Genomic DNA, 25,302 nt, shown 5'->3' with positions numbered 1-25,302 from the left:
TGATCTCGATTCTCACGAAACCTCGACAACATGAACCGAGGGGAGATTCCTCCATTTGCCCGCGTAATCAAGGCCGTAGCCAACAACAAATTTATCGGGGATTGAAAATCCCCTGTAATCCACATTCACGTGGACCTTCCGCCGTTCCTCCTTGTCGAGAAGGGCGCAGACCCTGACGCTTTCGGGCTGCCTTTCATGCATCAGTTTGACAAGATATGACAGAGTGAGTCCGGTGTCAACTATATCCTCGACAATGAGGACGTTTTTGTCTTTGATGCTGCTGTCCAGGTCTTTGACAATCCGGACGATTCCGCTGGTTTTTGTGGAATCACCGTAGGAGGAGACCGCCATGAAATCAAGGGAAAGGTTCACCGACGAGGGTATGTTCCTGACGAGGTCGGCCATGAACACGACCGCTCCCTTCAGGATACCGACAACAACGAGTGCCTGCCCCTCATAATCCCTGGCTATCTGTTTGCCCAGATCGGCGACTCTTTTTTCAATTTCATCTTTCGGAATCAGAATATCCGAAACCCTGTAATCCATCGTCTTTCCCCTTTTCAGTGGTAAAAGGAATAATTTTTGCCTGAATTCGAACGACCTCATTCCCGGAACGGGCTACCCCCGGGGCTGTACGCTTCCCCCAGAAAGGAACCCATTCGAAGGAACCGGAGCGGAGCACCGGGAAAATATGCCGTCCCCACTGGGGCGCCCAGATGTCCCGATGTTTCTCCAGTTCCGAAAGGGAAAAAATCTTTATATCGCCGGTGCAGGGAAAAACAGCCTGCATCCATCCGGCAGAAGCATCGGCCGATTTTTCCCTTTTCCAGGAAAACTGCCAGTTATTCCATTCAAAAGTGCCTTGGATCCCTTCCATGGGCACAGAAATTCCGGGAGGATCCACCCGGTTAAGTATAACAGGGTCGACCCAGGTAACAAAGGGGAAACTGCTGAAAACATACATGCTGCTCTGCCACTGAAAACACCAGGGATTATCCTTTCTGAGAAGCTCTGCAAGTTTTTCGGTTCTTTCCCTTGAGAGGGTTTTCAGTCCAAGGGTCCTTCCCGCGCCGCGGAGGAAAAGGGCCGTTGTATCCCCGTCAAGACGTCTCAGGAACGGGAGCGAACATGCATAGGAACAAAAGGGCAGCGATACGGAAGCGAGCCTGAGAAGAGAACCCTGGATCTTCTCCTCCTGCCGGCGGAAGAACGCAAGATCTCCTGCAGTTCCCAGGATATGCTTCCGGGCGGAACTGTTTATTTCTCTTTCAACAAGAGGAATGAGCACGTTTCTGATTTTGTTTCTCAGGTAGGACGTATCCTCGTTGGTGGAGTCCTCTCTCCATGGTATGCCGTAGAGGCGGAGAAGCTCCCGGAGAAATTCTCTGGAATATTTCAGGAGAGGGCGGAAAATGAGGCCCCGTTTCTCGGGAATTCCGGAAAGTCCCCGGACGCCCGAACCGCGGAGCAGGTTGTGCAGAAATGTTTCCGCCGAGTCGTCGCTCGTATGGGCAACTCCTATGCCCCAAGCGCCCTCCGCCTTTGCCGTTTCTTCCAGGAAACGGTACCTGATCCTTCGTGCGCCGTCTTCGAGGGATTCTCCTTTTTGGAGGAGAGCTGGAACAGGAATGGATTGGCAGATGTGTCTGACCCCGAACCGGGCTGCCATGGAAGCGACAAATGACGCGTCGCTCTTTCCTTCCTCACCGCGGATTCCATGGTCGAGATGGGCAACGATCAGGTTCCTTCCGCGGAACATGGAAAAGAGCCAGAGCATTGCCATAGAATCGCTTCCGCCCGAAACGGCCAGCAGTATGGGGGCGTTTGTCTGTGTCCATCCCTGAGAGTCGCCTGTTTTGAGGAATTCTTTTTCAAGACGGGAAAGAGAATAATCGAATGGAATATCGGGACTGGGGGCTTTCTCCATCTTTCCCATGACACCTCCAGAAAAGAAAAAGGCGGAGAATAGTCTCCGCCTTCATGGTTTTCTCAATTGGTGGCGGTGACTGGAATCGAACCAGTGACACTGCGGGTATGAACCGCATGCTCTAGCCATCTGAGCTACACCGCCGAAATTGGTTGCGGGGGCAGGATTCGAACCTGCGACCTTCGGGTTATGAGCCCGACGAGCTTCCTGACTGCTCCACCCCGCGATCATTTTCTTCCTGGTGCCGGACGCGGGACTCGAACCCGCACGGACCTTCGTCCACAGGATTTTAAGTCCCGTGCGTCTACCAATTCCGCCAGCCCGGCCAGCACTAGGGCATTATAGTGCACCCTCCCTTGTTTCGTCAAGCAGGTAAGTTTTTTTGTTACGAGACAGTGATAATATCATACCTGAAACGGGACAGGCCTTCCTGAATCCGCAGGCTTTTCAGGCAGAGGGAGTGCCGCCGGACATAAGGTGAATTCGCCCTCCTCAGGGGCGAGGAGATCTCGCTCCGCGCTCTTTGCGGAGGAATCCCCCTGCGGGGAGGGAACGCCCAGAACGCAGGGAGCCGCGGGACTCGCCTGGGCAGTTGTCAAAGGTGACAATCTGCCCCCCCGCCCAAGCGTTCCCCGGTGAGGCTCCCCGGCGATGTGCGGATTTAGGGCCTTCCTGTAAGATTGACATTGACGCGCCACCATGGTAGACTGCGAAAAACTTTAGAAAATGCACAATGTAATATGATAAAGTTTTCAACACTTACTTTAGGAGACAGCATTATGCCCCTATATCTGGACAAAAATGAAAATCCTTTCCAAACGCCGGAGGAAATCAGGGATGCTGTTTTGGAAAAGATTTCCGGACTTCTGTTCAACAGGTATCCTGACCCGGAATATCCTTTACTGAAGCGGCAGCTTGCTGATATAGCCGGTCTCTCAGATGAATCAGTGGTGACCGGCAACGGCGGCGATGAAATCCTCTGGATGGTCTTTTCCCGCTTTGTACGGCCGGGCGACCCGGTTTTGACGTTTTCTCCCACTTTCTCCGAATATTACAGACTGTCGCGGCTCGCAGAGGCGAGGCACATTACTTTCCCCGTCAACCTTGAGGGGGATGATCCTCTTTTTCCCGTCCAGGACTTTATTAAAGCGATCGAAAAAGAAAAGCCGGCCCTTGTGCTGCTCGATACGCCGAACAACCCCACAGGAAAAAGCCTGCCTGCTTCTTTTATCGAAGAAGTAATTGCCCGAAGTGAATCGCTCGTGGTGATTGATGAAGCCTACGGAGAATTTGCGGATACCACATTTCTGGCCGGGCTCCGCGGAAAGCGGGTTCCAGACAACGTCGTCATTCTGAAAACCCTCTCAAAGGCATGGGGAATGGCCGGAGTGCGTTTCGGATGGGCATACTGCGGGACTCGTGCCGCAGCCGCTCTCGAAGAGACCAGAAGCCCCTTCAATGTCGGTATTTTTTCGGAAGCTGCGGCGGGGGTAGTCCTGGCACATCCTGAATTCCCTGCTTTCTCCGCCGAAAGGGTAAGAAGATTGAGGGAAGCAGTCCACCAAGGCGTCAATACCATTGAAGGATGGAAGGCCTTCGGGAGCGACGGAAATTTCCTTCTGCTGAGGGTACCTTTTTCGGAAGGTGAAGTCCGTTCCGCTGCGGACGGTTATTTTTGTTTCAAGTTCCTTGATCTGACACCGGAAACAAGAGATCGGCGATGCTGGATCAGGCTGACGATCGGAACAGAAGATGAAATGGCTGAAGTTCTTCGTTTTTTCTCGTCACTGGAAAAAAATCCGGACCGGTTTGGAAGCTGAGGAGGTGCCATTGATGGTTGAAAAATGGAAGGATAAATTGACGGATCAGCTTTGCCAAGCGTTTCTCTCCCTCGAAACTCCGGAGGAAATCTACAGTTTCCTCGAAGACGTGGCAACCATAGGGGAAATCAGAGCCCTGGCCCAGCGTCTTGAAGTGTCGCGGCTCCTGAGCGAAGGGTATACCTACCCCCAGATCGCCCAACAAACAGGAGCTAGCACTGCGACAATCAGCAGGGTAAAAAAATTCCTCGAATATGGAGCGGACGGCTACAAGATTGTGCTGGAGCGGCTGCGGAAAGAAGAATCCTGAAAAATGACCTGTGCTTGAAACACGGGGCCCTCAGGCGAGGACCCCGTGTTTGCCGCTGTAGGGACAGAGTCCGGCGATACGGCATTTCCCGCAGGCTGGTTTTCTTGCCCAGCAGATACCTCTGCCGTGCTTAATTATATTTATGTGACCCCCGTAAAATCGGTCCCTGGGAACCCATTCCTCAAGAAGAACCTGTATTTCTTCCGGAGCAGTCTTTTCCGAGACCCACTCCATCCGTCTGCAGAACCGAGCGATGTGTGTGTCCACCGGGAAAGCCGATTTTCCGAGGTCGAACAGCATAACGCAGGCAATGGTTTTTGCACCGATCCCCGGCAGCGAAGCGAGGTATTCCTTGATTTTCGTATCCTCCCAGTGTTTGAGTTCCTTCAGAGAATACTTCCCAAAGGTCTTCCTTATTGCATCGAGGATGCGAAGCATCCTTTCCGATTTTGTGTTTGCCAGTCCGGCGGGCCTGATACAGTCCGCTATGCTTCCGGAGGAAGCCCCGGCCGCAGTTTCCCAATCGGGAAAGCGTGTCTTGAGGGCGTCGAAAGCCCGGTCCCTGTTCCGGTCGTTGGTGTTCTGGGACAAAAGAGTGAGCACGAGCCCGTCGAGGGGTTCATCATGAGCCGGTTCCGGAGGAGCCGATTCATTTCCCCACATCTCTTCCAGGCCGTCGAACACCTCGTCGATTCCGGCGGGACGGGAAAAGCTACTCTTCGGCATCGTTGTCGTCTTCTTCCGCCTCGAGCTTGTATTTTTTCTTGAGTTTCGCCCCTTCTTTCATCCATTTCTTCAGCCTGTTTTTCACTTTTCTGTGGATGGTGGACGGTAAGACCCCGGTAAGAAGCCCGATCCCCTCGTCGATGGTCGTAACGGAGAACACGCCGAACTTTCCCGCCTTTACCGCATCAATGACTTTTTCCTCAAGCATGAGATGGCGGACGTTCTGGGCCGGAATGATAACACCCTGCTCTCCGGTGAGGCCGCGATGCTCGCAGTACTGGAAAAACCCTTCGATTTTCTCGTTGACTCCGCCGATAGGCTGAATATTGCCGAACTGGTCCACCGATCCGGTCACGGCGAATCCCTGTTTCAGAGGAACACCGGAAAGGGCGGAAAGAAGGCAGTACAACTCCGTTGAAGAGGCGCTGTCTCCCTCGATGCCTCCGTACATCTGTTCGAAAGTGATGCGGGCCGAGAGGGAAAGGGGCATGTCCTGGGCATATTTCCTTCCGAGGTAGCTCGTCAGGATGAGCAGTCCCTTGTTGTGTATCGGTCCCGTAAGCTTCACTTCCCGTTCGATGTTGACGACGCCTTCCTGCCCCATATAGACATTAGCGGTGATCCTGGAGGGATGGCCGAAGCGGTAGTCCATGAGATCCACCACTGAGAGGCCGTTGATCTGTCCGACGACTTCCCCGGATGTGTCAATCCTTATGACGCCGTCCTCGTAAGCCCTGGCGATCCGCTCCTGGATCAGGTTTGAACGAAACTTCTTCTCCTCTATGGCCTTTCGTACGTGCCGGCCTGTGACGATGGAGGCTCCGTCCGCTTTTGTCCACGCCGATGATTCCACAATGACTTCGGTTATTTTGTTGAACTCGGTGGATATCCTTTCCTGGTCGTCGGCGATTCTGCTCGACCAGTCGATGACTTCCGCAACTCCGGAAGCATCGAAGGGCAGGCCGTTCTCCCGCTTCAGGCAGGTGGCAATAAACCGGGCCATCTGCCGTTCCGTCTCGGGGGTTCTCTCCATGTCCGTGTCGAAATCTGCCTTGATCTTGAACATTTTCCGGAACTCGGGATCGTAGTGCTGAAGCAGGGCGTACAGGTACGGTGTCCCCACCATGATGACCTTCAGCCGGATGGGGATAGGCTGGGGTCTGAGAGAAGAAACCGGCACCGCGCCGTACTGCTCACCCAGGTTTTCTATATTAGCCTCTCCGGTCCTGAGAACCCTCTTGAGAGCCTCCCAGGACATGAAGTTGAGAAGGACTTTCTCTGCATCCAGAACGAGGAATCCGCCGTTTGCCTTCTGGAACGCACCGGGCACAATCTTCCTGAAATCGGTATACAGATATCCCTGCCGGCTTTCGTATTCAACTTTGCCGGAGAGGTTGTAGTATGTCGGGTTTGTCTCCCATATGACGGGAGAACCGTTCTCTGGATCGTTGCAGACAAAAACGTTCACCGTATAGCGAGTGAAGTCTATTTCAGCGTTTTCGTCCTTGGCTGCTGCGACGAAGATGCTGAAGTTCTCTATGATGTCTTCCGTCAGGGCGTCAATCCAAGAACAGAGGACCTCGGTAGTGCCGAATTTTTCCTTCACGTCATGGAGGTATGGCGTTATGGCGTTTCTGCAGATTTCCGCCTCCAGCTTGACAATGCGCTCCTTCAACTCCTTCTCAAGATCGCGGATCTTCCGGAGGGTATCCAGGGTTTTCTGGGAGACTTCTTCCGACTTTTTCTGCCAGGTCTTCTGCTCTTCTTCGGAAAGGGCCTCGAACTCCTCCTGCTGGATTTCCCGCTTGATTTTTTCCCCGTTTTCGCCTTCCTCCTCGGTAAGGGGAATGTTGACGAACCCCTGGGGAGTCCTCTTCAGGGCGAATTCCTTTTCCATCGCCCAGGCCTTGACCTCTTCCATGAGCTGGTTGACCTCTTCCTGGAACGCTTTCACCAGCTGCGCCTTGGCGTCTTCATACTGGCTTTTCTCGAAGGCCTTGCTGATGGAGACTTTGAGCTCTTCGAGAAGTTCATCAAAGGCTGTCCCGAGAGCCTTTCCTTTCCCCGCGGGGAGGTTTATCGCAAGCGGCTGTCCCGGGTCGTCGAAGTTGTAAACGTACACCCAGTCGTCCGGGGCCGCTCTTTTCGCTGCCGCAGTCCTGAGCCGCTCGAGAGAGTAGGTTGTTCTGCCGCTGCCGGGATTGCCGAGAACAAAAATGTTGTAGCCCTTGCTTTCCACCTCAAGGCCGAAGGAAATGGCAGAAACTGCCCTTTTCTGGCCGATAAATTCCTGCAGGGGTTGAAGTTCCTCAGTTGTCGCAAAACCGAGAGACCCAATGTCGGTTTTTTTTCGAAGCTGGTCCAGTGAAATCTGTTTTCCTCCAGATTGTTTTGCCATAGAGATATCCTCCCGGATTTGTCTTGAATTCAGTTGCTTTTTCAGCAGTCAATTCCCTTTCTGGCCAGAATGCCTTTTCTGTAAGGGTGTTTTACCTCGGCCATGTCCGTCACAAGGTCTGCAATTTCTATCAGCTCGGGTGGCGGATTTCTCCCTGTGAGAACCACTTCCACATGAAGCGGTTTACGTTTCAGAAGTTCAAGTACTTCCCCGAGAGGAAGCAGTCCGAACGAGAGGGCCACGTTGATTTCGTCGAGAATGACAAGATCATAGCATCCCGAGAGAAGAGCCTGCCGGGCCGCGCGCAGTCCTTTTTCAGCTTCGGCGAAATCAACGGGGTCAATTCGTCCGGGATAGATGTAATCGGGACGCCCCGTTTGAATGAGCCGTACTCCCGGAAGAAAAGAGAGTCCCCGAACTTCGCTGTAGAGCCACCCCTTCATGAACTGGATAAAAGCCGTTTTTCCGCCGCATCCGGTCATGCGGACCACGAGTCCCAGGGCGCTGGTTGTTTTTCCCTTTCCATCGCCCATGTAAACATGAATGAGACCGAAGTCCAAAAGCGACATTGCGTCATCACCCCGTTCCGCTATGCACCTTTTTCTTTGTATATTACAATGCATTCAGATTGGAGGTTTGTCAATGCTTTCCCATAAAAAGATTCTCGTCTCCGGTATCGTCCAGGGTGTCGGATTTCGTCCTTTTTGCGCCAAGCTGGCAGAAAGATTCGGTGTTGCCGGGTCGGTCAGAAATACCTCGGGAGGGGTTGAGATTGAACTCACCGGTGAACCTGAGGTCCTGGAGAGGTATCTCCACGCTCTTTCCTCGGAAAATCCACCGGCTTCGGTGATCACCTCGGCGGTCGTTCTGGAGGACCGGCAGGGGGAGGATTCGGGTGAAACGGCTTTCAGGATTCTCGAAAGCAAAAAGGAGGAAGAGTTGTCTGTCCTCATCCCGCCGGATCTTGCCGTCTGTGAAGACTGTACGTCCGAGATGCGGGATCCATCGGACAGGAGATACCGGTACCCCTTTATCAACTGCACGAACTGCGGCCCCCGGTACACGATTATACGGGACCTCCCCTACGATCGGCCGAAGACTGCCATGGCTCCGTTTGTCATGTGCCCTTCCTGCAGCAGGGAATATCATGACTCTTCCGATAGAAGATTCCATGCGCAGCCGAACGCCTGCTTCGACTGCGGCCCTTCGGTCCGGCTGACCGACAGTGGGGGGACCGTTCTCTGCCGGGGCGACGAAGCGGTAAGGAAATGCTCGGTCCTCCTGGATGAGGGCCGCATTGTCGCAGTCAAAGGCATCGGAGGTTTCCACTTAGCATGCACGCCCTTCTGCGACGGAACAGTAGCCCTGCTGCGGCAGAGAAAAGGAAGGAAAGACAAACCTTTTGCGGTTATGGCCTCTTCCATGGAGGAGGCGGAGAAGATGGCATATATCCCGGGAAGCGCCAGGGAACTGCTTCTTTCCCCGCGAAAACCCATTGTCCTGTGCTGCCGGAGAAAGGGATACCCCCTTTCTGAACTCGTGGCGCCGGGCCAGAAAACGGTGGGACTCTTCCTCCCCTATTCACCTCTTCACCTGCTGATCCTTGAGGGAAAGAAAGCCCTGATCATGACAAGCGCGAACTTTTCCGATGAACCCATCGTTTCCTCGAACGAAAAAGCGCTTTCCGCCCTTGCGGGAATCGCAGACTTCTTTTTACTTCACGACAGGGAAATTTATATGGCCATCGATGATTCTGTGGCCGCTCCCCTGGGCCGGACATACTTTCTTCTCCGGAGAGCCAGGGGCTACACTCCAGCACCCATGGCCATCCAGGAAGACACTCCGGTTATCCTCGGAGCGGGGGCGGAAATGAAGTCAACATTTTGCGTTTCAAAAGGAAATCTTGTCTTCCCCGGGCAATATCTTGGCGACATGAAACAGCGGGAGACAGCCGCCTATTACGGCCGGGCGATGAAACATTTCATGACGCTGTACGGCCTCAGCCCGGAATATCTCGTCCATGATCTTCATCCCCAGTTTCTTTCCACCACGGCCGCCCTGATGAACCTTCCTTCCTTTAAAGGCGAAAGGCTGGCGGTACAGCATCATCATGCTCATCTCGCCGCATGCCTGCTCGAAAACGGTGTCAAAGGCCCCGCCATAGGGGTGATTTTTGACGGCACCGGGTATGGGTCCGACGGAACTGTCTGGGGAGGAGAATTTCTTCTTGGAGATTCTTCCGGTTTCTCCAGAAAAGGGCACTTTCTTCCTTCCCGCCTTCCAGGAGGCGATGCGGCCGTGATGGAGCCGTGGCGCTACGGACTTTCTCTTCTCGCCATGGCTCTGGGAGAAGAAACTGCACGGCACATGGGAGAAGAACTCTGGCCGGGAAAAAAAGACATGATCCGCCAGGTTCTTTCGGTTCTCGGAATTTCGCCGCTCACGACGTCGTGCGGAAGATTTTTCGACGGCGTTTCCGCCCTTCTGGGCCTTGCGGAAAAAATCACCTTTGACGGCCAGGCTGCCATGGCTCTTGAAGGGATTGCGGAAGGAGGGCGGATCAGCGCTCCTTTTACTGTCGAAAGTCGGGATGGACGCTTCATACTTGACTGGAGGCCCGCTGTCAGATGGGTTATGGAAAATCGCGGCACCATGAGGAGGGAACGTGTCGCCGGAGCGATACATACCGGCCTTGCCCATGGGGTCGCCGAAGTCTGCGGCCGTTTGGCGGAAGAAACAGGTATAAGGGATGTGGCTCTTTCTGGAGGGGTCTGGCAGAACAGGAGACTGACTGCGACGGTAAGGTCGCTCCTCGGCAAGAAGGGGCTCAATCCCCTGCTCCACAGGCTTGTTCCACCCAACGACGAGTGCGTTTCAGTCGGGCAGGTGGCCATAGGGGCTGAAAAGTGGAAGAAAAAATAACGGGGAAGGCGGGAAGAAATGTTCACTCCCGCCTTTCCCGTTCGCCCTTTGTTGTCAGACCGTGCTGTATTCGATACCGCTGACCTTGGAGAGTTCCGTCAGCTTCTTCGGCATGTGGATACTGTCCACGAAGCGTATAGTGCCGCTTCGTGATCTCATGACCATGGAACTGGTATGTATCTCCCGCCCTTCGTAGCGGACGCCCTTCAAAAAGTCCCCGTCGGTGACTCCCGTGGCGGCAAAAAACACGTTGTCTCCCCTGACGAGGTCGTCAGTGGTAAGGACCTGGTCAAGATCGAGGCCTCTTTTCCTGCTTTCGGCTATGTCCTCGTCATTTCTCGGCCAGAGCTTGCACTGCATGCTGCCCCCGAGACACTTGATGGCACAGGCTGTAATGACCGCTTCCGGCGATCCTCCGATGCCCATGAGGAGATCGGCTCCGCCCCGGTCCTTCCATGTGAGAAGAGAACCTCCGATGTCTCCGTCGGGGATGAGCTTGATTCTGGCACCGACTTTTCGTATGCGGGTCTTCAGTTCTTCGTGCCGCGGACGGTCCAGAACTACCACTGTGACATCATCAAGGGCCTTCCCCTTTGCCTCAGCGACTCGGGCCACGTTCTCCTCGGGAGTGAGGTTGATGTCGATAACGTCCGCCGCTTCGGGACCGACGACGAGCTTGTTCATGTAGTAAATGTTTTTGGGGTTGAACATGGTCCCCCGTTCGGAAACGGCGACAACGCTGATGGCTCCGGCGAGACCGAGAGCGGTAAGCCGGGTGCCGTCGATGGGATCGACCGCTATGTCGACTTCAGGGGCCTTTTCCGCTCCAAGCTTCTCTCCGTTGTAGAGCATGGGGGCTTCGTCCTTTTCCCCTTCGCCGATAACAACGACACCGGACATGCTGACCGTGTTGAGAATATACCGGAGCGCATTTACCGCCGCTCCGTCAACGGCATTCTTGTCTCCCCGTCCCATCCATCGTCCCGCTGCCATGGCGGCCGCTTCTGTCGCCCTCACCAGCTCAAGCGCAAGGTTCCTGTCAGCAGCAAACATAGTATCTCCTCCCGAATAGATTGTATGTTGCCCTGTTACCGGCGAAAACGTGCAAATATCTCGTCAACCCAGCGGAAATAGTGATCGGTTGAAAAAAGGCCTTCCAGTTCCTCCGGGGAAAGGCGGGATGCGATCCGTCCATCTTCGAGAAGCAACTCTTGGAAAGTTTTTCTCCCTGACCAGCATTTCATCGCGTTTTCCTGAACAATGGCGTAGGCTTCTTCCCTCGGAAGGCCAAACCGCTCAACCAGGTCGAGGAGAACACGCTGGCTGAAAACGAGCCCCCGGGTTATATCCAGATTTTCTCTCATTTTTGTGGTATTTACAACCATATTTTTAACAATATATGTCATTTTTGAGAGCATATAGGTGATCAGGTGAAAAGCATCCGGCCAGATGACCCTTTCCGTCGAGGAATGACTTATATCTCGTTCATGCCATAAAGTAATGTTTTCCATGGCGGTGAGGGCGTATCCTCTCAGGAGTCTGCTCATTCCGGAAATGCGTTCGCACAGGATCGGGTTTCTCTTGTGAGGCATGGCGCTCGAACCTTTCTGCTTTGCGCCGAAGGGTTCCATTGCCTCCATTACTTCCGTCCTCTGCAGGTGGCGAATTTCTGTTGCAAATCGGTCGAGAGCGCTTCCGAGGAGTGCGATGGTATTCATTGCGTTGCTGTGCCTGTCTCTTTGGAGAATCTGCGTTGAAACGAGAGATGGTTTGAGCCCGAGAAGATCGCATACTCTCCGCTCCACGGAAGGTTCGCAGTGGGCGTACGTTCCCACGGCCCCGGAAATTTTCCCGTAGCTGACCTGTTCTTCCGCCAGATCCAGCCTTTCCGTGTCCCTCTGGAGCTGGTAGAGCCAGTTGAGGAGCTTCAGGCCGAAGGTGGTGGGTTCTCCGTGGATTCCGTGGGTGCGCCCGACGCAGGGAGTATACTTGAATTCTTCTGCCCGATCAGCAATGGCAGACATGAGGACCGCGGTTTTTTCTTTCACTATTGAGAAAGAACGTTTCAGCAAAAGGGAGGACGCGGTATCAATTACGTCGCTGCTTGTCAGGCCGAGGTGGATGTACCTGCCGTTTTCCCCGATCTTTTCGGCGACGGCCGATACAAAGGCGATGACGTCATGGTGAACCTGTTCCTCTATCTCGTTGATTCTGTCGATGTCAAAGGACGCTTTTTCGCAGATGTCAGTGTAGGCTTCCCCCGGGATGACTCCCTTTTCCATCCAGACCCTGCAAACGGCCAGCTCCACTTCCAGCCAAGCGCGGAATTTGCTCTCCTCGCTCCAGATGGCTCCCATTTCTGCGGTTTGGTATCTCCCGATCATTTTTCGCGCCTCCTCGATTCCATTTCACGAATCCATTTTTTTCTTACGACTGAAAGAAAACCGTCGTAAAGACCTTCTGCGAAATCGGGGAAGGTGTAGTCGAAAGGTTCCCATTTTTTGAACCTGAACCGAAGGGTAACCTCCCCGTGAATGCCTCCCCCGATATACACCCTGTGAGCGTTGTCCTTTGTAGATGCAAGCACCAGTCTTGCTCCGTTCACGTATCCAGGGTCAATGTTCACTGTTCTCTGAGCGCCGCTTTCGTTCTCGAGGCGGCAGGCGGTTCTTTTCCATTCAGGCAGTTCCCCGCCGTCGCGAAGGCCGGAAAAGGAAAGAAACCGGCGGAACAGGACGGGGGAAATATCGGAATAATAGTCCGTGACGGTAAAAGGGAACTCGGGACTCATGTCTTCAGGGGCACCCCAGAGGCCCGAGAGTTTTCCGGCCGTCCACCGCCACAGGTTTTCGTCCGGGTAGAGGACACCCACGACAAGTTTAACAGGATAAAAAAAGGTGCCGTCAGGATTTCTTTCCATCCTTCACCCTCAGGTATCCAAGGATATCTTCGTCCCACACGCAGGCCAGGACTTGATCCAGTTCATCATCAGCGGAAGACGGAGCTTCCGTTGTCTTCTCCACTGAGCAGCCTTTTCCCCTGAGATGCGAAACAAAAGCTTTCCCCACTGCGGCCCACCATGTCATCTCCCTGGCATTCCCCATGTCCTCTGAGACATCGTCCACAAGATAAACAGCGGGATGAATTTCCCTGAACAGAAAACACTTCCCGCCGGAGACCTCACAGAGAAATTCAGGCCCCTCCCTTCTGGGTACAGGGATGCCGTTGAGTACCTCCGCCGCTTTCCTGTTGGCGGAGAATCGCCCTCCTGCCCAGGATACGAAAGGAAGGGGGGCATCCCACCAGAGGGGAACACCGGCTTCGACTTCTCCCCCGGCCATTCCCAATATGGAAGAAACCGGAAGAATCCTCAAGTCGCTGTCCTTCAGGACAAGAAGCTCCGACTGTTTTCCGAGGACGTTTTTTTCGAGAAGATCTTCAAGGGTCGAAAATGAAGGGCAGAGTTTCGTCAGTTCACTAACGCTTCTTTCCCCTTCACCCTTTTCAAGCACGGAGATGATCTGATCCTTTGAAAAGACGGGGTGTCCTTCTCCGGGAGAGAAAAAAAGGCAGTATTCCATGCCGTGGAGGTAGAGGTCGCGGAGAACTTGTGAAAGAAGCATGCCGCCGTTTTCGCCTCTTCGTCGGCGGGGTGTCCTCCTCGTTTCCCTACCCATGGCTGCCATCTCCAAGGAGGGCTTTGACGAATTCCCTTACATCGAAGGCCTGGAGATCTTCCTCCCCCTCTCCAAGCCCGACATAGCGCACGGGGATTTTCAGGCTATCCGCGATAGCAAGGAGAATACCCCCTTTGGCGGTGTTGTCGTACTTCGTGAGCACCACGCCGGACAGGGGAAGCATTTTGTTGAACGTCTCCGCCTGTGCAAGGCCGTTCTGCCCCATGACGGAATCGAGGACCAGCAGCACTTCCAGCCGGGATTCTCCTCTTTCTTTTTCCAGGACACGGTAAATCTTCCCTAGTTCTTCCATGAGGTTGTGTTTGGAATGAAGTCTTCCGGCCGTGTCCACTACAAGTACATCAGCACCTGATGCCCTTGCGGCCTGGAAGGCATCAAAGGCGACGGCCGCTGCGTCACTCCCCTGTTTCTGGGCAATGACGCGGACGCCTGAGCGGTCACCCCACACTTTCAGCTGTTCGACAGCAGCGGCTCGGAAAGTGTCCGCCGCTGCGAATACGACTTTTTTGCCTTCCTTCGTCCAACGGGAGGCGAGTTTTCCCGCCGTTGTGGTCTTACCGCTTCCGTTGACACCCACAAGGAGGATAACGGTCGGCGAGGGAGGATCTACGGTCACAGGTTGCCCCATGGCGGGAACGGCAAGAAGCTGGGAAGAAATCTTTTCTTCGAAAAGCCTGAAAAGATCTTCCGGCTTGTTGATCCTCTTCTCGCCCGCTTCCTTCTTCAAAGATTCTATTAGCCGGAGCGTCAGGTCAATTCCCACGTCACCGCTGATGAGCACTTCTTCAAGATTGTCCCAGAAGGCATCATCCACAACGCTTCCGGAAAAGAGGCTGGAGAGTCCTCCGCTCCACCGCTCCCGGACACCTTTCAGTCCCTGCTTCAACCTTTCGAAAAAGACCACGGCGCTCTACACCTCCGGTGATGAAGTAGCCTTTGGATTCCGGCCCTGCTGTGACGGTGTTTCCATGTTTCCTTTCTGGGGGCGCCTCCGTCTTGTGTTCTGTTTCTTTTTTTTCTGCCCCTCGCCCTGCCGGATCTCCTGTTCCTGCTGCTTCGGTTTTTCAGCGGAAGCAGCTGCCTTTTCCGGAGATGAAACCGGTGAGGGAGAAGCCTTTTCTCCCTGGGAGGGTTTCCTTTTTTTCCGTCGTTTTTTCTTCGCAGTTCCCTCCATCGTAGCGGCGTCCTTCTCTTTTTCCTGCTCCCGGGGAATTTTTTCCTGGGTTTTCCGCCGATCCCGGCGGGGAGAAGCCTTTTCTCCCGCCGTTTCCTCCCTGGGTTCGGCGGTTCTTTCCCTTGCCGGGCGGAATGTGTCATCCCGAGTGCTCCTGGGTTCCCCGGGCGCAGCTGCGTCTTCCCAGGAACCGCCTTCCATGACCGTTTCCCTGAACCGCTGGAATTCTTCGGTTTTAACGAGAATTTCCTTCCCCTCAGGTGTTCTTATCCGGACGGATTGAGCCGAAAGATCCACTCCGTCGATGAGAAAGTTGCCGCCCGGAGTTCTGAGTTTCGAACCGGGGTTCGGCAGCCCCTTCCAGAGATCTCTGTAGAGATGGTGTTCATAGGACATGCAGCACATCAGCCTACCGCAGATGCCCGAAATTTTCGTGGGATTCAGGGCAAGGTTCTGTTCCTTTACCATTTTGATGCAGATGGGAGTGAACCGGTGGAGCCAGTAGCTGCAGCAGCACCGCTGACCGCAGGGAGCCAGTCCCTTTACAGCCTTGGCTTCGTCTCGTACTCCGATCTGCCTGAGCTCAATTCTGGTTTTGAATTCCTTTGCAAGGTCCCTGACGAATGCCCGGAAGTCGACTCTCTGTTCCGAGGTAAAATAGAAAAACAGCTTTTTCCTGTCGAGAAGAAACTCGACATCCACGAGTTTCATGGAAAGGTTGTGATTTCTGAGCAGTCCCCGGGCCTTCAGGAGGACAGAGTTCTCGTCTTCCCTTTCTAGGGATGCCTCGTTTATGTCCTCTTTGGTTGCGTCCCTGACGAAGGTTATTTCCTGCAGCGCAGGTTCGCCGCCCTTTACCTGGCTGTCGGTGGAATCGTCGCTGCATGAATTTCTGTAGCGTTCCTCCTGCTCGGGCGAAAGAGGCCCGCCCAGAAGCGCGAGTTCTATCCCCCGCATTGTTTCCGTTACAAGCCGGGCGCCCCGTGCAGGTGCCGGTTCCTGGAGGTCGAGAAGTCCAAGATATCTTGGTTTACCAAAAATCGCCAAATAAATGCTCAAAAACAATACCCTCCTTGAGAGCCAGCACTGTCAAATCAAGAGCCATGGTTCGGGAAAGACGCCGGGATTCCAGCAGGATTCTCAGGCGTTCAGCCCTCCCTGCCTCCTCATGGTCACCGGATTCCACAAGGTGGCGGATCCATTGTTCTAACTGAAGAAGCAAGTCGTCGATCTCTATGCCGCTGTTTTTTTCAGTCCATCTGCTCCACTCTTCCGGTGACGACGGGACAAATTTTTTCTCCGCCTTTTTCCCGTCATGAAGGGACACTTTCCAGGCCCTGCTTTTCAACGTGGGGAGCAGACGGTCTTCCTCCGAAACGAGAAAGAACACAACGCCGTGTTCGGGCGGTTCTTCAGCAAGTTTCAAAAGGCTGTTGGCTGCGGGCGGGAGCATGCGTTCGGCGGAAAAGATAACAGCGCACCGTTTATGAGAGACCACAGGACGGTATGCCATAGTCCGTATGACCTCTCTGCAGGCGTCGATGGGTGGAGCCTTTCCCGGCTCTCCGCCCCTGACAAGGTCAGGATGATCTTCACCGGACCATGCCCTGCAGGCTGTACAGTCGTCTCCTCCAGTCCGGTTGAGACAAAGAATCAATTCCGCTATTTCCCTGGCGAGGATTCCGTGGATATTCTCCGGTGCCGACAGGCAAATGCAGTGAGGGAAAAGATCACGGCCGGCGAGAGACTGGAGCCTCTTCCAGGGTTCCGATCCGGTTAAAGAAGCAGGGAGATGAGACATCCCTTAACCTCTTCCATCAACTGAAGCATGCGGGTCCTTTCGCCTTCCTTCCTGAAAACGTCTTCAAGCTCACCCAGAATGGACTCGACTTTTTCTACCGTTACGTAAAGATTACGGTCATTCCGCCTCCATTTCATGTCCCTGCGGATGCGCAAACCGCCGAGTGCCCTACGGAGAAGCTCTTTCACGAGGTTTCTGTACTGGAGAAGAGTGCTTTCCGCAGGAAACCGGGTCATTTTTCTGCCCAAAAGTTCCAGTTTTTCAATAAGCTCCTTTGTCTCCGCGTCTTCGAGGGACTGGGAAAACGGCCGCTGTTCCGCTCCCCGTACCGGGGAGGGAGGGCCTTTCTTTTTCGCCTGGAACCCTGAATCTCCCCCGGGAATTCTTTCATCGGCGTTTTTCTTGACCTTCACGGGGAAAAACCACCTCCACCCTTCGCGCGATCTCTTGTGCGATGGCCTCTATGTCCTTATCCCCGTCCAGCCGGATTATTCGTTCCGGCTCCCGTTCGGAAAGAAATAGAAATCCGTTCCGGACATTCTCAAGAAAGATTTTTCCCTTCTCCTCCATACGATCCAGTCCGCCGCGCCGTGACACTCTATGACAGGCTTTCCCCGGCGGCAAATCAATCCAGAAGGTCAGGTCCGGGACAGGGAAAGCACACCACCGAAACAGATCCTCGATTTTTTCGAGGGATATTTTCCTGCCCCATGACTGGTAGGCAAGGGTGGAATCGGTAAATCTTTCGCAGACGACAATTTTGCCGGCATCAAGGGCTGGAGCGATTACCTCTTTGATATGCTCGCACCGGTCGGCGAGAAAAAGAAAGAGTTCGCTTAGAGGATGCTGCATTCCCTGTTGCAGGAGAAGAGCCCGTATCATCTCTCCTCCCGCCCATCCGCCCGGTTCTTTTGTCCAGAGAACGGCTTCATTCCCGAGGCGCGATGCCAGGTTCCCGGCAAGAATACGGGCTTGGGTCGTTTTGCCGCATCCGTCGATGCCTTCCAGGGTGAGAAAAATCCCTTTAGCCATCTTCTTTATCCGGCTGTTCGCTGTTTTTCCCATCGCCCGGTTTCACGTTCACGATCTTTCTGAGCAACCCCTCAACCACAAATTCCGATTTAAAAATCTGGAGAGTACCGTCCTCTAGGCGGCGTTTTTTCATCTCGCTCAAAAGTTCCTGTTCTTCCTTGGAAACCGGATCCTCGGTATCCTTGCGTTCTTTTCCCCGTTTCGCGATCTTTTCGTAATTGAACTCAATAATCAGTTCGTTGTTTGTTTCCAGGGCCGACATTTCGGTAAACATCTGGCGGAAATTCGCAATGGTCTTCCATCCCTGGACGACTGCAGACTGGTGGAGAGGCTCAATGCCTCCACCCCTGACGAGAATTTCGCAGAATCCTCCGGCATCCTTCGGAATGACGATTTTGAAGATTTTCTTTACCTGTTTTTTGCGGTAAGGACGCAGGTTGACTTCAACCTCGACGGTGTCTCCGGCAGAAAACGAATCTCCCTTGACCTCTATGCCCTCGATGAACATAAGCCTTGGTTCCTCGGTAAATTCCGCCGAAACCGTCACTCCGAAGGGGTAGACTTCCGCAAAGGGGTTGAGGAAGATGATGTCCAGCAGGTCAGCCGCTTCCTTCAGTGCATCGGCTGCCAGATCCTTGTCGGAGAAGAACATGTTCTTCCGGGTCCAGCCCTGTCCCATGCCCCTTCCGTGCACTGTCAGCGATAAAACGGCTGTGCCCTGCCCTTTTCTGCCCCAGAGGTCGTCGATGAGGCCTGTGAATATCCCGGTGGAAAGCTTCGCTCCCATGAAAGGATCCGGCACGAAGTGGAACCGTTTCTTTGCGCCCGCATTTCTGTCGGTGTCCTGAAAATTGAGGGTGGCCGAAACCGATGGAGTGAAATATCCGATTCGTCCTCCGATTGCCTGGGGTCTGTCATGAGTGACCGTTCCGACAATTCTGAGGGGGCTTCCGACTTTAAAGGGAGCCTCGAGACTGGGCACGACACTGTGGATATATGCCCTCGCAACGGGAAAATTCACGGCTCCCTTTCCGAGGAAGGGGTGGGCGAATCCTATAAACCGCCCGTCCGGAGCGACCGCCGTGAGCGTCCCCGTGGATCCGATGGTTACATCGCCCCAGGCCAGAAGGACGCTGATAGCCTCTCCCGGCAGAAGCCCGGCATTCATTTCGACGGGGATGTCTTCGGCAAAGCCTCCTCCCGGTACATACCGTTCTTTCCCCAGGAGGGCGGTGATTTCCGTGGCCTTTCTGGAGCTGATGCCGTCGATGAAAAGAGGTGAAACCTCTCCTTTCGGCAGGGGCACTTCATCCTCTTCCCTTTCGTCTTTCCCCGATGTGTCTTTCCCCGATGTTCCGTTATGTGCGTTTTCAGACTCTTCTTCCTTGTTGTCCTCTTCGTCGGGTCCGGCTCCCTGCGAGGGAAGGCCGGGAAGTGTAACTTTCTTTTCCGGCCAGTCCCACACGGAAGCCATGTCTTCGAGAGGCGTCACAAGGCCGAGATTGTGCTCGCTGAAGTTCCATCCGTACCCGATGGCGCCGATGAGCTTTCCGTTCACATAGACGGGGCTTCCGCTCATCCCTGCGGCAATTCCTCCGGTTTTCGCTATTATCGGTCCTGATGCCCGGATCATGATGAGGTTTTTCGGCGACCCTTTTTTGGGAATGACGCTTACAATTTCAACGGGGAAGGGGACTATCTCCCTTCCGGAAACGACTGTGAGAGCGTACCCCTTCATTCCGGGCCTGAGGGAAGTCGCGCCCAGCGTTGGCCCGAAAGGCATGAAAGAGGAGCCTTCCGCGGATACGGACAGGAAAACGGACAAAAGGAGAATCAAAAAAAAACGAACAGGTTTCATGGGCAATTTCCTCCCGGTCAAGAATCGTCAGTTCTGTTTCTTCCAGCGCAGAAAATTCATGATAAACTCGTCGATATCGCCGTCGAGAACAGCCTGAACGTTTCCCGTTTCGTGTCCTGTCCGGTGATCTTTCACCAGCGTATAGGGATGAAGAACGTAGCTTCGTATCTGGCTTCCCCAGCTTATTTCCTTCTTTTCTCCCTGGATTGCCAGAAGCTCCTGCTGCCTTTCGTGCCAGGCCTTTTCAAAAAGCCTGCTGCGCAGCACCTGCATGGCAACCTGTCTGTTCATGTGCTGGGATCTTTCGTTCTGGCATGCAACAATGATCCCGCTCGGAATATGGGTTATCCGGACTGCGGAATCCGTCCTGTTGACATACTGCCCTCCGGCTCCGCTGGCCCTGTATGTGTCCATCTTCAGGTCCTCAGGCCGGATCTCGATCTCAACATCGTCGGGCAGCTCGGGTGCGACATCCACCGAGGCGAAGCTGGTATGGCGGCGTTTGGCCGCATCGAAGGGAGAGATTCTGACAAGGCGGTGAACTCCCTTTTCCGACTTGAGGTAACCGTAGGCAAAATCGCCTTCCACAAGAACTGTGGCGCTCTTTATTCCGGCTTCCTCATCCTGCAGGATTTCAAGAATTTTTGTTTTGAAGTCTTCCCGTTCAGCCCAGCGAAGGAAAAGTCGGAGAAGCATCTCCGCCCAGTCCTGGGAGTCCAGCCCCCCCGACCCTGCATGCACTGTAAGTATTGCGTTGTTGATGTCATATTCTTCAGAAAGAAGCAGAAGGAGCTGCTCCTTTTCGATGATTTTCTTGAGGTTTGCCGAAGTGACATCGAATTCGCGCTGTAGTTCATCGTCATCCGTTTCAGAGAGCATTTCGGAGAGAATGGCCAGATCCTGAAAAATGCCGTCCACCCTCTCCCAGGTATCAAGTTTCTGCTGAAGCTGTGCAATTTCCCTCGTGACGGTATGACAATCTTCCCTGTTCCAGAAATCAGGAGAAGAAGCGGAAGCTTCCAGTTTTTCTTTTTTTTGCCTTATCGAATCCAGGTCAAAGACTGTCCTGCAGGTCTTTTCTCATGACCCGCAGTTCCTCCAGAACAGTGGCGTTTGACGTTATCGCCATGTCGATTCCTCCTCGTTGTCATTGTGCTGCGTGTATTTTCATTATATCATTCGGCATGGAAGATAAGGGGGACATTCCATGAAATCTCGACGTGCAACAGTTGAACTCAGCCGCCTTCTCCGCGATTCCGGGGGAACCGTCGTATCGGGAGGCGTTGTCTCCCGGGCGCTGTCTATTTCAAGACAGGCTGTATGGAAGGCTGTTCGCGATCTCGAGGAGGAAGGTTTTGTCGTGACTTCCGTCCCCCAGAAAGGCTACATCCTCAGGGAACTCCCCGGTTACGATCTCGCCCCCTCCTTGATTGGAAGCATGATTTCGTCTGATTGTCCCTGGGGCGGGGAAATCCATGTCTTCGGAACCGTCCCGTCAACCCAGGAGGCTGCGAAAAGAATCGGGAGGCAGAGCGAAATAGACGGTCTTGTCGTCATTGCCGAAGAACAGACGAAGGGCAGGGGCAGGAGAGAACGAATCTGGATTTCTCCCAGGGGAGCCGGACTGTATTTTTCCGTCTTTTTCAGGCCCCGCATGCTTCCCGGACGCCTGCAGCTGGTCAACCTCGCCGCCGGGCTCGCGGTCAGGGAAGCGATACTCACCGTCTGCGGAACGACGGTTTCCCTCAAATGGCCGAACGACCTGCTGTTCGAGGGAAGGAAAATCTGCGGGATCCTTTCAGAAGCTTCGAGTGACCCGGAAAGAATACGGGACTGCTGTACAGGAATAGGCATCAACATTTCCCTGAGCAAGGAGGACCTTGCCGGTGCCGGGCTAGAAAACGCTGCATCCCTGGGCTCGGGAACCGAACCGGTCCATAGGGGCATCCTCTGTGCGGCGGTCATTGAGAAATTTTATCATTTAATAGAGGGGCTTTCCGCCGATGGTGGTAAGACCCTCCTTTCCCGATACAGGGAAGAATGCTCGACTATCGGGAAAAACGTTACCGTATTAACTGAAGAAGAGCGGTTTGCGGGAAGGGCTGCGGGCATCGGAGAGAATGGAGAGCTTCTAGTGGAAAACAGGGAGGGAACCAGGTCTTTTTGTGCCGCTGACGTTGTCCATGCCACTCCGGACTGAAAAGGAAAGAAACTGAAGTAATTCGGGGTTTGTGAAAGCCGAAAATCACGGAAGCCCTATTTCCGGCATTGCGGCAACCCTGAATTTCGCCTCAGAATTCAGGTTTTTTTGTTCCGGCATGAACCGTTCCCTCTCTCTTTCCGGGGTGCCCGGAGGGGGACATTTCACCGGAAAGCAGGCTCTATTTTCCTGTATAGAATCGGCTTTGCCGTGGCGCCCGTTCATGATGTCCAAAATCCGCTCATTTTTCAGGCAGAGGGAGTGTCCGCCGGGCAAAAGGTGAATTCGCCCTCCCCAGGGACGAAGAGATCTCGCTCCGCGCTCCTTGCGGAGAGGCCCCTGGGGGAGGGCGCCTGAGGTGAGAGAAACCGACACGGATGTCGGTTTCACAGGCTGGCCACCGGCTAACGCAGGGAGCCGCGGGACTCGCTTGGGCAGTTGCCACGAACGACAATCTGCACCCCCCGCCCAAGCGAGTTCCGGTGACGCTCCCCGCTGAGGTGCGGATTTAGGTTGGATGCGTTGAAATTGTAGACAAAGGATAGTATCATGAACGTGAAATATGGAAAGGGAAGAAAAAAATCAACAAAGAACGATTGGAGTGCATTTTTGTTGTCTTCAACAGAGGTTTCCTACCGAAAAATTTTAACTGTTCTCAGCCTTTCCATGTTCTGTGCCATGCTGGGAATCGGCATCATTGCCCCGGTGCTGCCTCTCTATGCGAAGCGGCTGGGGGCGAGCGGTCTCGCCATAGGAACGATCATAGGGTCTTTTTCTTTTTCCAGGACCGGCGGAATGATCATCTCAGGAGAACTGGCGGACAGGATGAACAGGAAAGTGCTCCTTCTTTCAGGGCTTGCTTTTTACGCTCTTGCGTCCGTCGCATATACTTTCGCATCCACCACGGGAAGCCTCATTGCAGTCAGACTAGTCCACGGATTCGGTTCAGCCATGGTTGTCCCCATTACCATGGCCATCGGAGCAGAAGTGGCGCCGAAAGGGAAAGAGGGCGTTTTTTTCGGATCCCTCCAGGGGGCCCTTTTTCTCGGGAGTGGTACGGGGCCCCTCCTGAGCGGTCTCCTTGCTGAAAATATCGGCTTTAACGCGCCTTTCTATGCCATGACGGCCCTGACTGTGCTTTCCATGGCCCTGGTCTTCCGCTTCCTGCCGGGCACCCTTTCTTCAGGGCGGGGGAGCGGGGAGTTCCACGGGTTCAAGTCTGTTTTTAACGCCATTCTCACCGACCATGAAATGCTGATGGTTTTTTTCTTCCAATTCTGTTCCGCCATGTGCCGGGGTGTGCTCGTGATGATGATTCCCCTTCTTGCCTCGGAAACACGGCTTTCTCTTCCCGAAATCGGGTTTGTGGTCTCCCTGAATTCTCTCTCCACCGGCCTTCTGCAGAGGGTTTCAGGCAGACTTGCCGACAACATCCCGAACAAAAACCGCCTTATTCTTGTAGGGGGGCTGATTTCTGCGGTCACCCTCGTGGGCCTTCCGAACCTGAGAACTCTCCTGAGCCTCTCCATTGCGAGCATAGCCTTCGGTGTCGGGCATGCCTTCGCCTCTCCTTCCCTTGTCACCATGGCCGCTGCAAGGGGGAAGACGTACGGGTCCGGGCGCATAATGGGGCTTTTCAATATTGCCTTCAGTCTCGGGATGACCATGGGACCTGTCCTCGTAGGAATGCTTCTTGATCATACCGGGAAGGGTGTTCCGTTTTATTTTCTCAGCGCCATGCTCCTTCTTGCGGCCTATCCCTTCTTCTCCCTGAAGGGAGCGCGATAGGGGAAGCCGCATGAGCGTTTCGTGAAGGCCGGGTGACCGGGTTGTTTCAGGGACCTTCTTTTTCTGTCAGCCGGCGCTGCCTGAGAGGGGCAAGACGATTCCACAGCAAAAGAAACTGGTCATGAAAAAAGAGGAGAAGGTCCTGTTCCTGTCCCGGGCGTCCGAGAACAAGGATGTCCTTGTTCCCCTTCAGGGCATCCCTGATCGCCTTTGGGGTGCCGGAGTCGACAATTACCGGTATTCGCTGTTTTAGCGCTTCGCTGACCGCGGCCTGCAGGCTCTGCAGGTCCTCGGCTCTGTTCCACTTTTCAACCAATGCCCTGTCCTCCGGAAGAAGAGTGCATCCTGCAGCCGACAGAAGGCTGGAAAATCCGCCGGAAAGGTCAAATATCGGATAGTCCCTGAGGAGTTGTCTTCCCACGAGAACGGTACTGTCGAGCCTGGTCTGGAATTCCGATAGTCTTCTCTGGTAATAGGAATAGTTCCCGGGATCGAACTGGGCGAGGGCGGTAAGAACCCTCTGGGCAATAAACGGAAGAACTGACGGGTCGGAAAAGTAATAGTCCGCTCGTGTCCTGTCGAAGGGCACAGTGCCGTAAAGAAGGAAAAGACGGGGAAACTGCTTTCGCTCAAGCCCCAGAGAGGTGGCTTCAAAGACATCAAGGGCCACGATTCTTGATTCGGGGAGAATGTTCCGCCGGCGGATCTTCCGGAAGGGTATTCCTTCATCGTCCCACTCCTGGACAGCTTTTACCGCAACATTGACTCCGCCGATAAATCGGGCTATCGTGGAAAGCCATGGGGAGGAAACAAGGAGTTCCCATGAGTATCCCGGCGCAGCAGGAAAGAAAAGCAGAAGAAGAGAAAGGGAAAAAAGAAAAACGGGGAAATGAACTCCTGCCTTTGCGAATTTTTTCATTCCGGCTCCAATTCCTCCCGGTTCAGCAAAAAAAAGGCGTTCCGTGCGGCCGCAAATTCAGCGGCTTTTCTGCTTTCACCATCTCCCGCTCCTGACTCTTTGCTTCCAATCAGGACCCGGACTGAAAATATGGGGGAATGGGCACTTCCAGAGACAGAAAGAACCTCATAGACAGGACTCGGCATCCCTTTTTCATGGGCCAGCATCTGGAGGGCGGATTTCGGGTCGGTTTCATCACCGTCGATAGGATGGCGGGAAAGGTGAAACGCAATATATCGGACGACCAGATCCATGGCCCGAGAGTATCCCCCGTCAAGGAATACTGCCCCCACTAGAGCCTCTACCGCGTCGGAACAGAGAGAACCGTGACGCACCTGTTCTGTTTCAAGGCCTTTCCCCGTTCTGAGAAGTTCGCTCAGTCCGAGCTCCCTCCCCCACTCGGCAAGGGATTTTCCGCAGACGAGGGCGGCCCGGGAACGGGTCAGCCTGCCTTCGTCGAAGGAAGGAAAGGAATCGTACAGAAAACGGGAGACGCCGAGCTCAAGCACGGCATCTCCCAGATATTCCATTCTCTCGTTATGTTCCAGCTTGCCCTTTTCGTAGGCGTAGGAAGAATGCACAAGGGCATTCTCCAATTTGCCGACATCGCTGAAATGATACCCAATGCGATCCTGGAGTTTTTCCAGCTCTGCGGAAAACCAGACTGCGTAGTTCATGGAGAAACGGACT

General features: G+C 54.1%; 23 protein-coding genes and 3 tRNA genes. 5 read left to right on the top strand and 21 right to left on the bottom strand.

Annotated features, from left to right (window positions below):
- Nucleotides 1-12: 12 nt before the first annotated feature.
- The 5 genes from hpt to JMJ95_RS02915 all read right to left on the bottom strand — a co-directional run bounded on the left by hpt (nt 13) and on the right by JMJ95_RS02915 (nt 2,253).
- A complete protein-coding gene (gene hpt, locus JMJ95_RS02935) occupies nt 13-546 on the bottom strand; it encodes a hypoxanthine phosphoribosyltransferase (RefSeq protein WP_290682408.1) in 534 nt (177 codons plus the stop codon).
- The gene (tilS, locus tag JMJ95_RS02930) at nt 506-1,936 is read right to left on the bottom strand and encodes a tRNA lysidine(34) synthetase TilS (RefSeq protein ID WP_290682405.1); all 1,431 of its coding nucleotides are present in this window, start codon (nt 1,934-1,936) and stop codon (nt 506-508) included. The genes hpt and tilS overlap by 41 nt, the downstream gene beginning before the upstream one ends.
- Before the next feature lie 58 nt (nt 1,937-1,994).
- A tRNA-Met gene (locus tag JMJ95_RS02925) sits at nt 1,995-2,071 on the bottom strand.
- Between the two features lie 5 nt (nt 2,072-2,076).
- Nucleotides 2,077-2,153: transfer RNA gene (locus JMJ95_RS02920), tRNA-Met, on the bottom strand.
- A 13-nt stretch (nt 2,154-2,166) separates the two neighbouring features.
- Nucleotides 2,167-2,253, bottom strand: a tRNA-Leu gene (locus JMJ95_RS02915).
- A gap of 453 nt (nt 2,254-2,706) precedes the next feature.
- Between JMJ95_RS02915 and JMJ95_RS02910 the strand changes: the two genes are divergently transcribed.
- Nucleotides 2,707-3,747, top strand: coding sequence for an aminotransferase class I/II-fold pyridoxal phosphate-dependent enzyme (locus JMJ95_RS02910; protein ID WP_290682402.1), 1,041 nt, complete (start codon nt 2,707-2,709; stop codon nt 3,745-3,747).
- Nucleotides 3,748-3,760: 13 nt separating this feature from the next.
- Nucleotides 3,761-4,057 carry a YerC/YecD family TrpR-related protein gene (locus tag JMJ95_RS02905; protein ID WP_290682399.1) on the top strand — a complete coding sequence of 99 codons (297 nt, stop codon included), beginning with the start codon at nt 3,761-3,763 and terminating at the stop codon, nt 4,055-4,057.
- 30 nt (nt 4,058-4,087) lie between these two features.
- Here the strand turns inward: JMJ95_RS02905 and nth are convergent, their stop codons facing one another.
- From nth to JMJ95_RS02890, 3 genes are read right to left on the bottom strand one after another with little or no spacing between them, the layout of a single operon-like run.
- Complete coding sequence (gene nth, locus JMJ95_RS02900) at nt 4,088-4,783, bottom strand: endonuclease III (protein WP_290682396.1); 696 nt, start codon at nt 4,781-4,783, stop codon at nt 4,088-4,090.
- Nucleotides 4,770-7,181, bottom strand: coding sequence for a Lon protease family protein (locus JMJ95_RS02895; protein ID WP_290682393.1), 2,412 nt, complete (start codon nt 7,179-7,181; stop codon nt 4,770-4,772). The genes nth and JMJ95_RS02895 overlap by 14 nt, the downstream gene beginning before the upstream one ends.
- Nucleotides 7,182-7,222: 41 nt before the next feature.
- A complete protein-coding gene (locus JMJ95_RS02890) occupies nt 7,223-7,750 on the bottom strand; it encodes a cob(I)yrinic acid a,c-diamide adenosyltransferase (RefSeq protein ID WP_290682390.1) in 528 nt (175 codons plus the stop codon).
- A 73-nt stretch (nt 7,751-7,823) separates the two neighbouring features.
- Here JMJ95_RS02890 and hypF point away from each other — a divergent pair, with 73 nt between their 5' ends.
- Nucleotides 7,824-10,103, top strand: a complete 2,280-nt coding sequence (gene hypF, locus JMJ95_RS02885) for a carbamoyltransferase HypF (protein WP_290682387.1) — start codon at nt 7,824-7,826, stop codon at nt 10,101-10,103.
- A gap of 54 nt (nt 10,104-10,157) precedes the next feature.
- Here hypF and glpX read toward each other — a convergent pair whose 3' ends face one another.
- From glpX to prfB, 11 genes are all read right to left on the bottom strand, one after another.
- A complete protein-coding gene (glpX, locus tag JMJ95_RS02880; RefSeq protein WP_290682383.1) occupies nt 10,158-11,156 on the bottom strand; it encodes a class II fructose-bisphosphatase in 999 nt (332 codons plus the stop codon).
- Between the two features lie 35 nt (nt 11,157-11,191).
- Entirely contained in the window at nt 11,192-12,487 is a 1,296-nt protein-coding gene (purB, locus tag JMJ95_RS02875) for an adenylosuccinate lyase (protein ID WP_290682380.1), read from the bottom strand.
- Entirely contained in the window at nt 12,484-13,023 is a 540-nt protein-coding gene (locus JMJ95_RS02870; RefSeq protein ID WP_290682377.1) for a DUF4416 family protein, read from the bottom strand. Before JMJ95_RS02870 ends, purB begins: the two co-directional genes overlap by 4 nt.
- Nucleotides 13,007-13,726, bottom strand: coding sequence for a hypothetical protein (locus tag JMJ95_RS02865; protein WP_290682375.1), 720 nt, complete (start codon nt 13,724-13,726; stop codon nt 13,007-13,009). Before JMJ95_RS02865 ends, JMJ95_RS02870 begins: the two co-directional genes overlap by 17 nt.
- A 46-nt stretch (nt 13,727-13,772) precedes the next feature.
- Complete coding sequence (gene ftsY / locus JMJ95_RS02860; RefSeq protein ID WP_290682372.1) at nt 13,773-14,705, bottom strand: signal recognition particle-docking protein FtsY; 933 nt, start codon at nt 14,703-14,705, stop codon at nt 13,773-13,775.
- A 6-nt stretch (nt 14,706-14,711) separates the two neighbouring features.
- Nucleotides 14,712-16,034, bottom strand: coding sequence for a regulatory iron-sulfur-containing complex subunit RicT (gene ricT, locus JMJ95_RS02855; protein ID WP_290682369.1), 1,323 nt, complete (start codon nt 16,032-16,034; stop codon nt 14,712-14,714).
- Nucleotides 16,006-16,776: a hypothetical protein gene (locus JMJ95_RS02850; protein ID WP_290682366.1), complete on the bottom strand. Its 771-nt coding sequence runs from the start codon at nt 16,774-16,776 to the stop codon at nt 16,006-16,008. Before JMJ95_RS02850 ends, ricT begins: the two co-directional genes overlap by 29 nt.
- The gene (locus JMJ95_RS02845; RefSeq protein ID WP_290682363.1) at nt 16,752-17,189 is read right to left on the bottom strand and encodes a DUF327 family protein; all 438 of its coding nucleotides are present in this window, start codon (nt 17,187-17,189) and stop codon (nt 16,752-16,754) included. The genes JMJ95_RS02850 and JMJ95_RS02845 overlap by 25 nt, the downstream gene beginning before the upstream one ends.
- A complete protein-coding gene (gene tmk / locus JMJ95_RS02840) occupies nt 17,164-17,808 on the bottom strand; it encodes a dTMP kinase (RefSeq protein ID WP_290682360.1) in 645 nt (214 codons plus the stop codon). The genes JMJ95_RS02845 and tmk overlap by 26 nt, the downstream gene beginning before the upstream one ends.
- Complete coding sequence (locus JMJ95_RS02835; RefSeq protein ID WP_290682357.1) at nt 17,801-19,591, bottom strand: SpoIVB peptidase S55 domain-containing protein; 1,791 nt, start codon at nt 19,589-19,591, stop codon at nt 17,801-17,803. Before JMJ95_RS02835 ends, tmk begins: the two co-directional genes overlap by 8 nt.
- 102 nt (nt 19,592-19,693) lie before the next feature.
- A protein-coding gene (prfB, locus tag JMJ95_RS02830) for a peptide chain release factor 2 (protein ID WP_290682355.1) occupies nt 19,694-20,795 on the bottom strand; the annotation gives its coding sequence in 2 pieces (ribosomal slippage) (nt 19,694-20,722 and nt 20,724-20,795; 1,101 coding nt in all).
- 78 nt (nt 20,796-20,873) lie between these two features.
- On the opposite strand from prfB, the gene JMJ95_RS02825 reads away from it, so the two are divergent.
- Nucleotides 20,874-21,866: a biotin--[acetyl-CoA-carboxylase] ligase gene (locus tag JMJ95_RS02825; RefSeq protein WP_290682352.1), complete on the top strand. Its 993-nt coding sequence runs from the start codon at nt 20,874-20,876 to the stop codon at nt 21,864-21,866.
- 612 nt (nt 21,867-22,478) lie between these two features.
- A complete protein-coding gene (locus JMJ95_RS02820; protein WP_290682349.1) occupies nt 22,479-23,654 on the top strand; it encodes an MFS transporter in 1,176 nt (391 codons plus the stop codon).
- A 46-nt stretch (nt 23,655-23,700) separates the two neighbouring features.
- Here JMJ95_RS02820 and JMJ95_RS02815 read toward each other — a convergent pair whose 3' ends face one another.
- A complete protein-coding gene (locus JMJ95_RS02815) occupies nt 23,701-24,573 on the bottom strand; it encodes a hypothetical protein (protein WP_290682346.1) in 873 nt (290 codons plus the stop codon).
- A complete protein-coding gene (rnc, locus tag JMJ95_RS02810; RefSeq protein WP_290682342.1) occupies nt 24,570-25,289 on the bottom strand; it encodes a ribonuclease III in 720 nt (239 codons plus the stop codon). The genes JMJ95_RS02815 and rnc overlap by 4 nt, the downstream gene beginning before the upstream one ends.
- Nucleotides 25,290-25,302: the final 13 nt, after the last annotated feature.

The organism is Aminivibrio sp. (genome assembly GCF_016756745.1).
In the GTDB taxonomy this organism is placed as follows: domain Bacteria; phylum Synergistota; class Synergistia; order Synergistales; family Aminobacteriaceae; genus Aminivibrio.
The sequence above is the reverse complement of the archived record's forward strand: the minus strand, read 5'-3'. Positions and strand labels throughout refer to the sequence as shown.

Bases quoted from the DNA above. Each gene is read 5' to 3' on its own strand.
- tilS (WP_290682405.1), bottom strand. From the start codon at position 1,936: ATGGGAAAGATGGAGAAAGCCCCCAGTCCCGATATTCCATTCGATTAT.
- JMJ95_RS02910 (WP_290682402.1), top strand. From the start codon at position 2,707: ATGCCCCTATATCTGGACAAAAATGAAAATCCTTTCCAAACGCCGGAG.
- hypF (WP_290682387.1), top strand. From the start codon at position 7,824: ATGCTTTCCCATAAAAAGATTCTCGTCTCCGGTATCGTCCAGGGTGTC.
- JMJ95_RS02895 (WP_290682393.1), bottom strand. From the start codon at position 7,181: ATGGCAAAACAATCTGGAGGAAAACAGATTTCACTGGACCAGCTTCGA.
- glpX (WP_290682383.1), bottom strand. From the start codon at position 11,156: ATGTTTGCTGCTGACAGGAACCTTGCGCTTGAGCTGGTGAGGGCGACA.
- tmk (WP_290682360.1), bottom strand. From the start codon at position 17,808: ATGGCTAAAGGGATTTTTCTCACCCTGGAAGGCATCGACGGATGCGGC.
- nth (WP_290682396.1), bottom strand. From the start codon at position 4,783: ATGCCGAAGAGTAGCTTTTCCCGTCCCGCCGGAATCGACGAGGTGTTC.
- JMJ95_RS02835 (WP_290682357.1), bottom strand. From the start codon at position 19,591: ATGCCTTTCGGGCCAACGCTGGGCGCGACTTCCCTCAGGCCCGGAATG.
- JMJ95_RS02825 (WP_290682352.1), top strand. From the start codon at position 20,874: ATGAAATCTCGACGTGCAACAGTTGAACTCAGCCGCCTTCTCCGCGAT.
- JMJ95_RS02815 (WP_290682346.1), bottom strand. From the start codon at position 24,573: ATGAAAAAATTCGCAAAGGCAGGAGTTCATTTCCCCGTTTTTCTTTTT.
- hpt (WP_290682408.1), bottom strand. From the start codon at position 546: ATGGATTACAGGGTTTCGGATATTCTGATTCCGAAAGATGAAATTGAA.
- JMJ95_RS02865 (WP_290682375.1), bottom strand. From the start codon at position 13,726: ATGCTTCTTTCACAAGTTCTCCGCGACCTCTACCTCCACGGCATGGAA.
- JMJ95_RS02890 (WP_290682390.1), bottom strand. From the start codon at position 7,750: ATGTCGCTTTTGGACTTCGGTCTCATTCATGTTTACATGGGCGATGGA.
- JMJ95_RS02850 (WP_290682366.1), bottom strand. From the start codon at position 16,776: ATGTCTCATCTCCCTGCTTCTTTAACCGGATCGGAACCCTGGAAGAGG.
- rnc (WP_290682342.1), bottom strand. From the start codon at position 25,289: ATGAACTACGCAGTCTGGTTTTCCGCAGAGCTGGAAAAACTCCAGGAT.
- JMJ95_RS02905 (WP_290682399.1), top strand. From the start codon at position 3,761: ATGGTTGAAAAATGGAAGGATAAATTGACGGATCAGCTTTGCCAAGCG.
- purB (WP_290682380.1), bottom strand. From the start codon at position 12,487: ATGATCGGGAGATACCAAACCGCAGAAATGGGAGCCATCTGGAGCGAG.
- JMJ95_RS02870 (WP_290682377.1), bottom strand. From the start codon at position 13,023: ATGGAAAGAAATCCTGACGGCACCTTTTTTTATCCTGTTAAACTTGTC.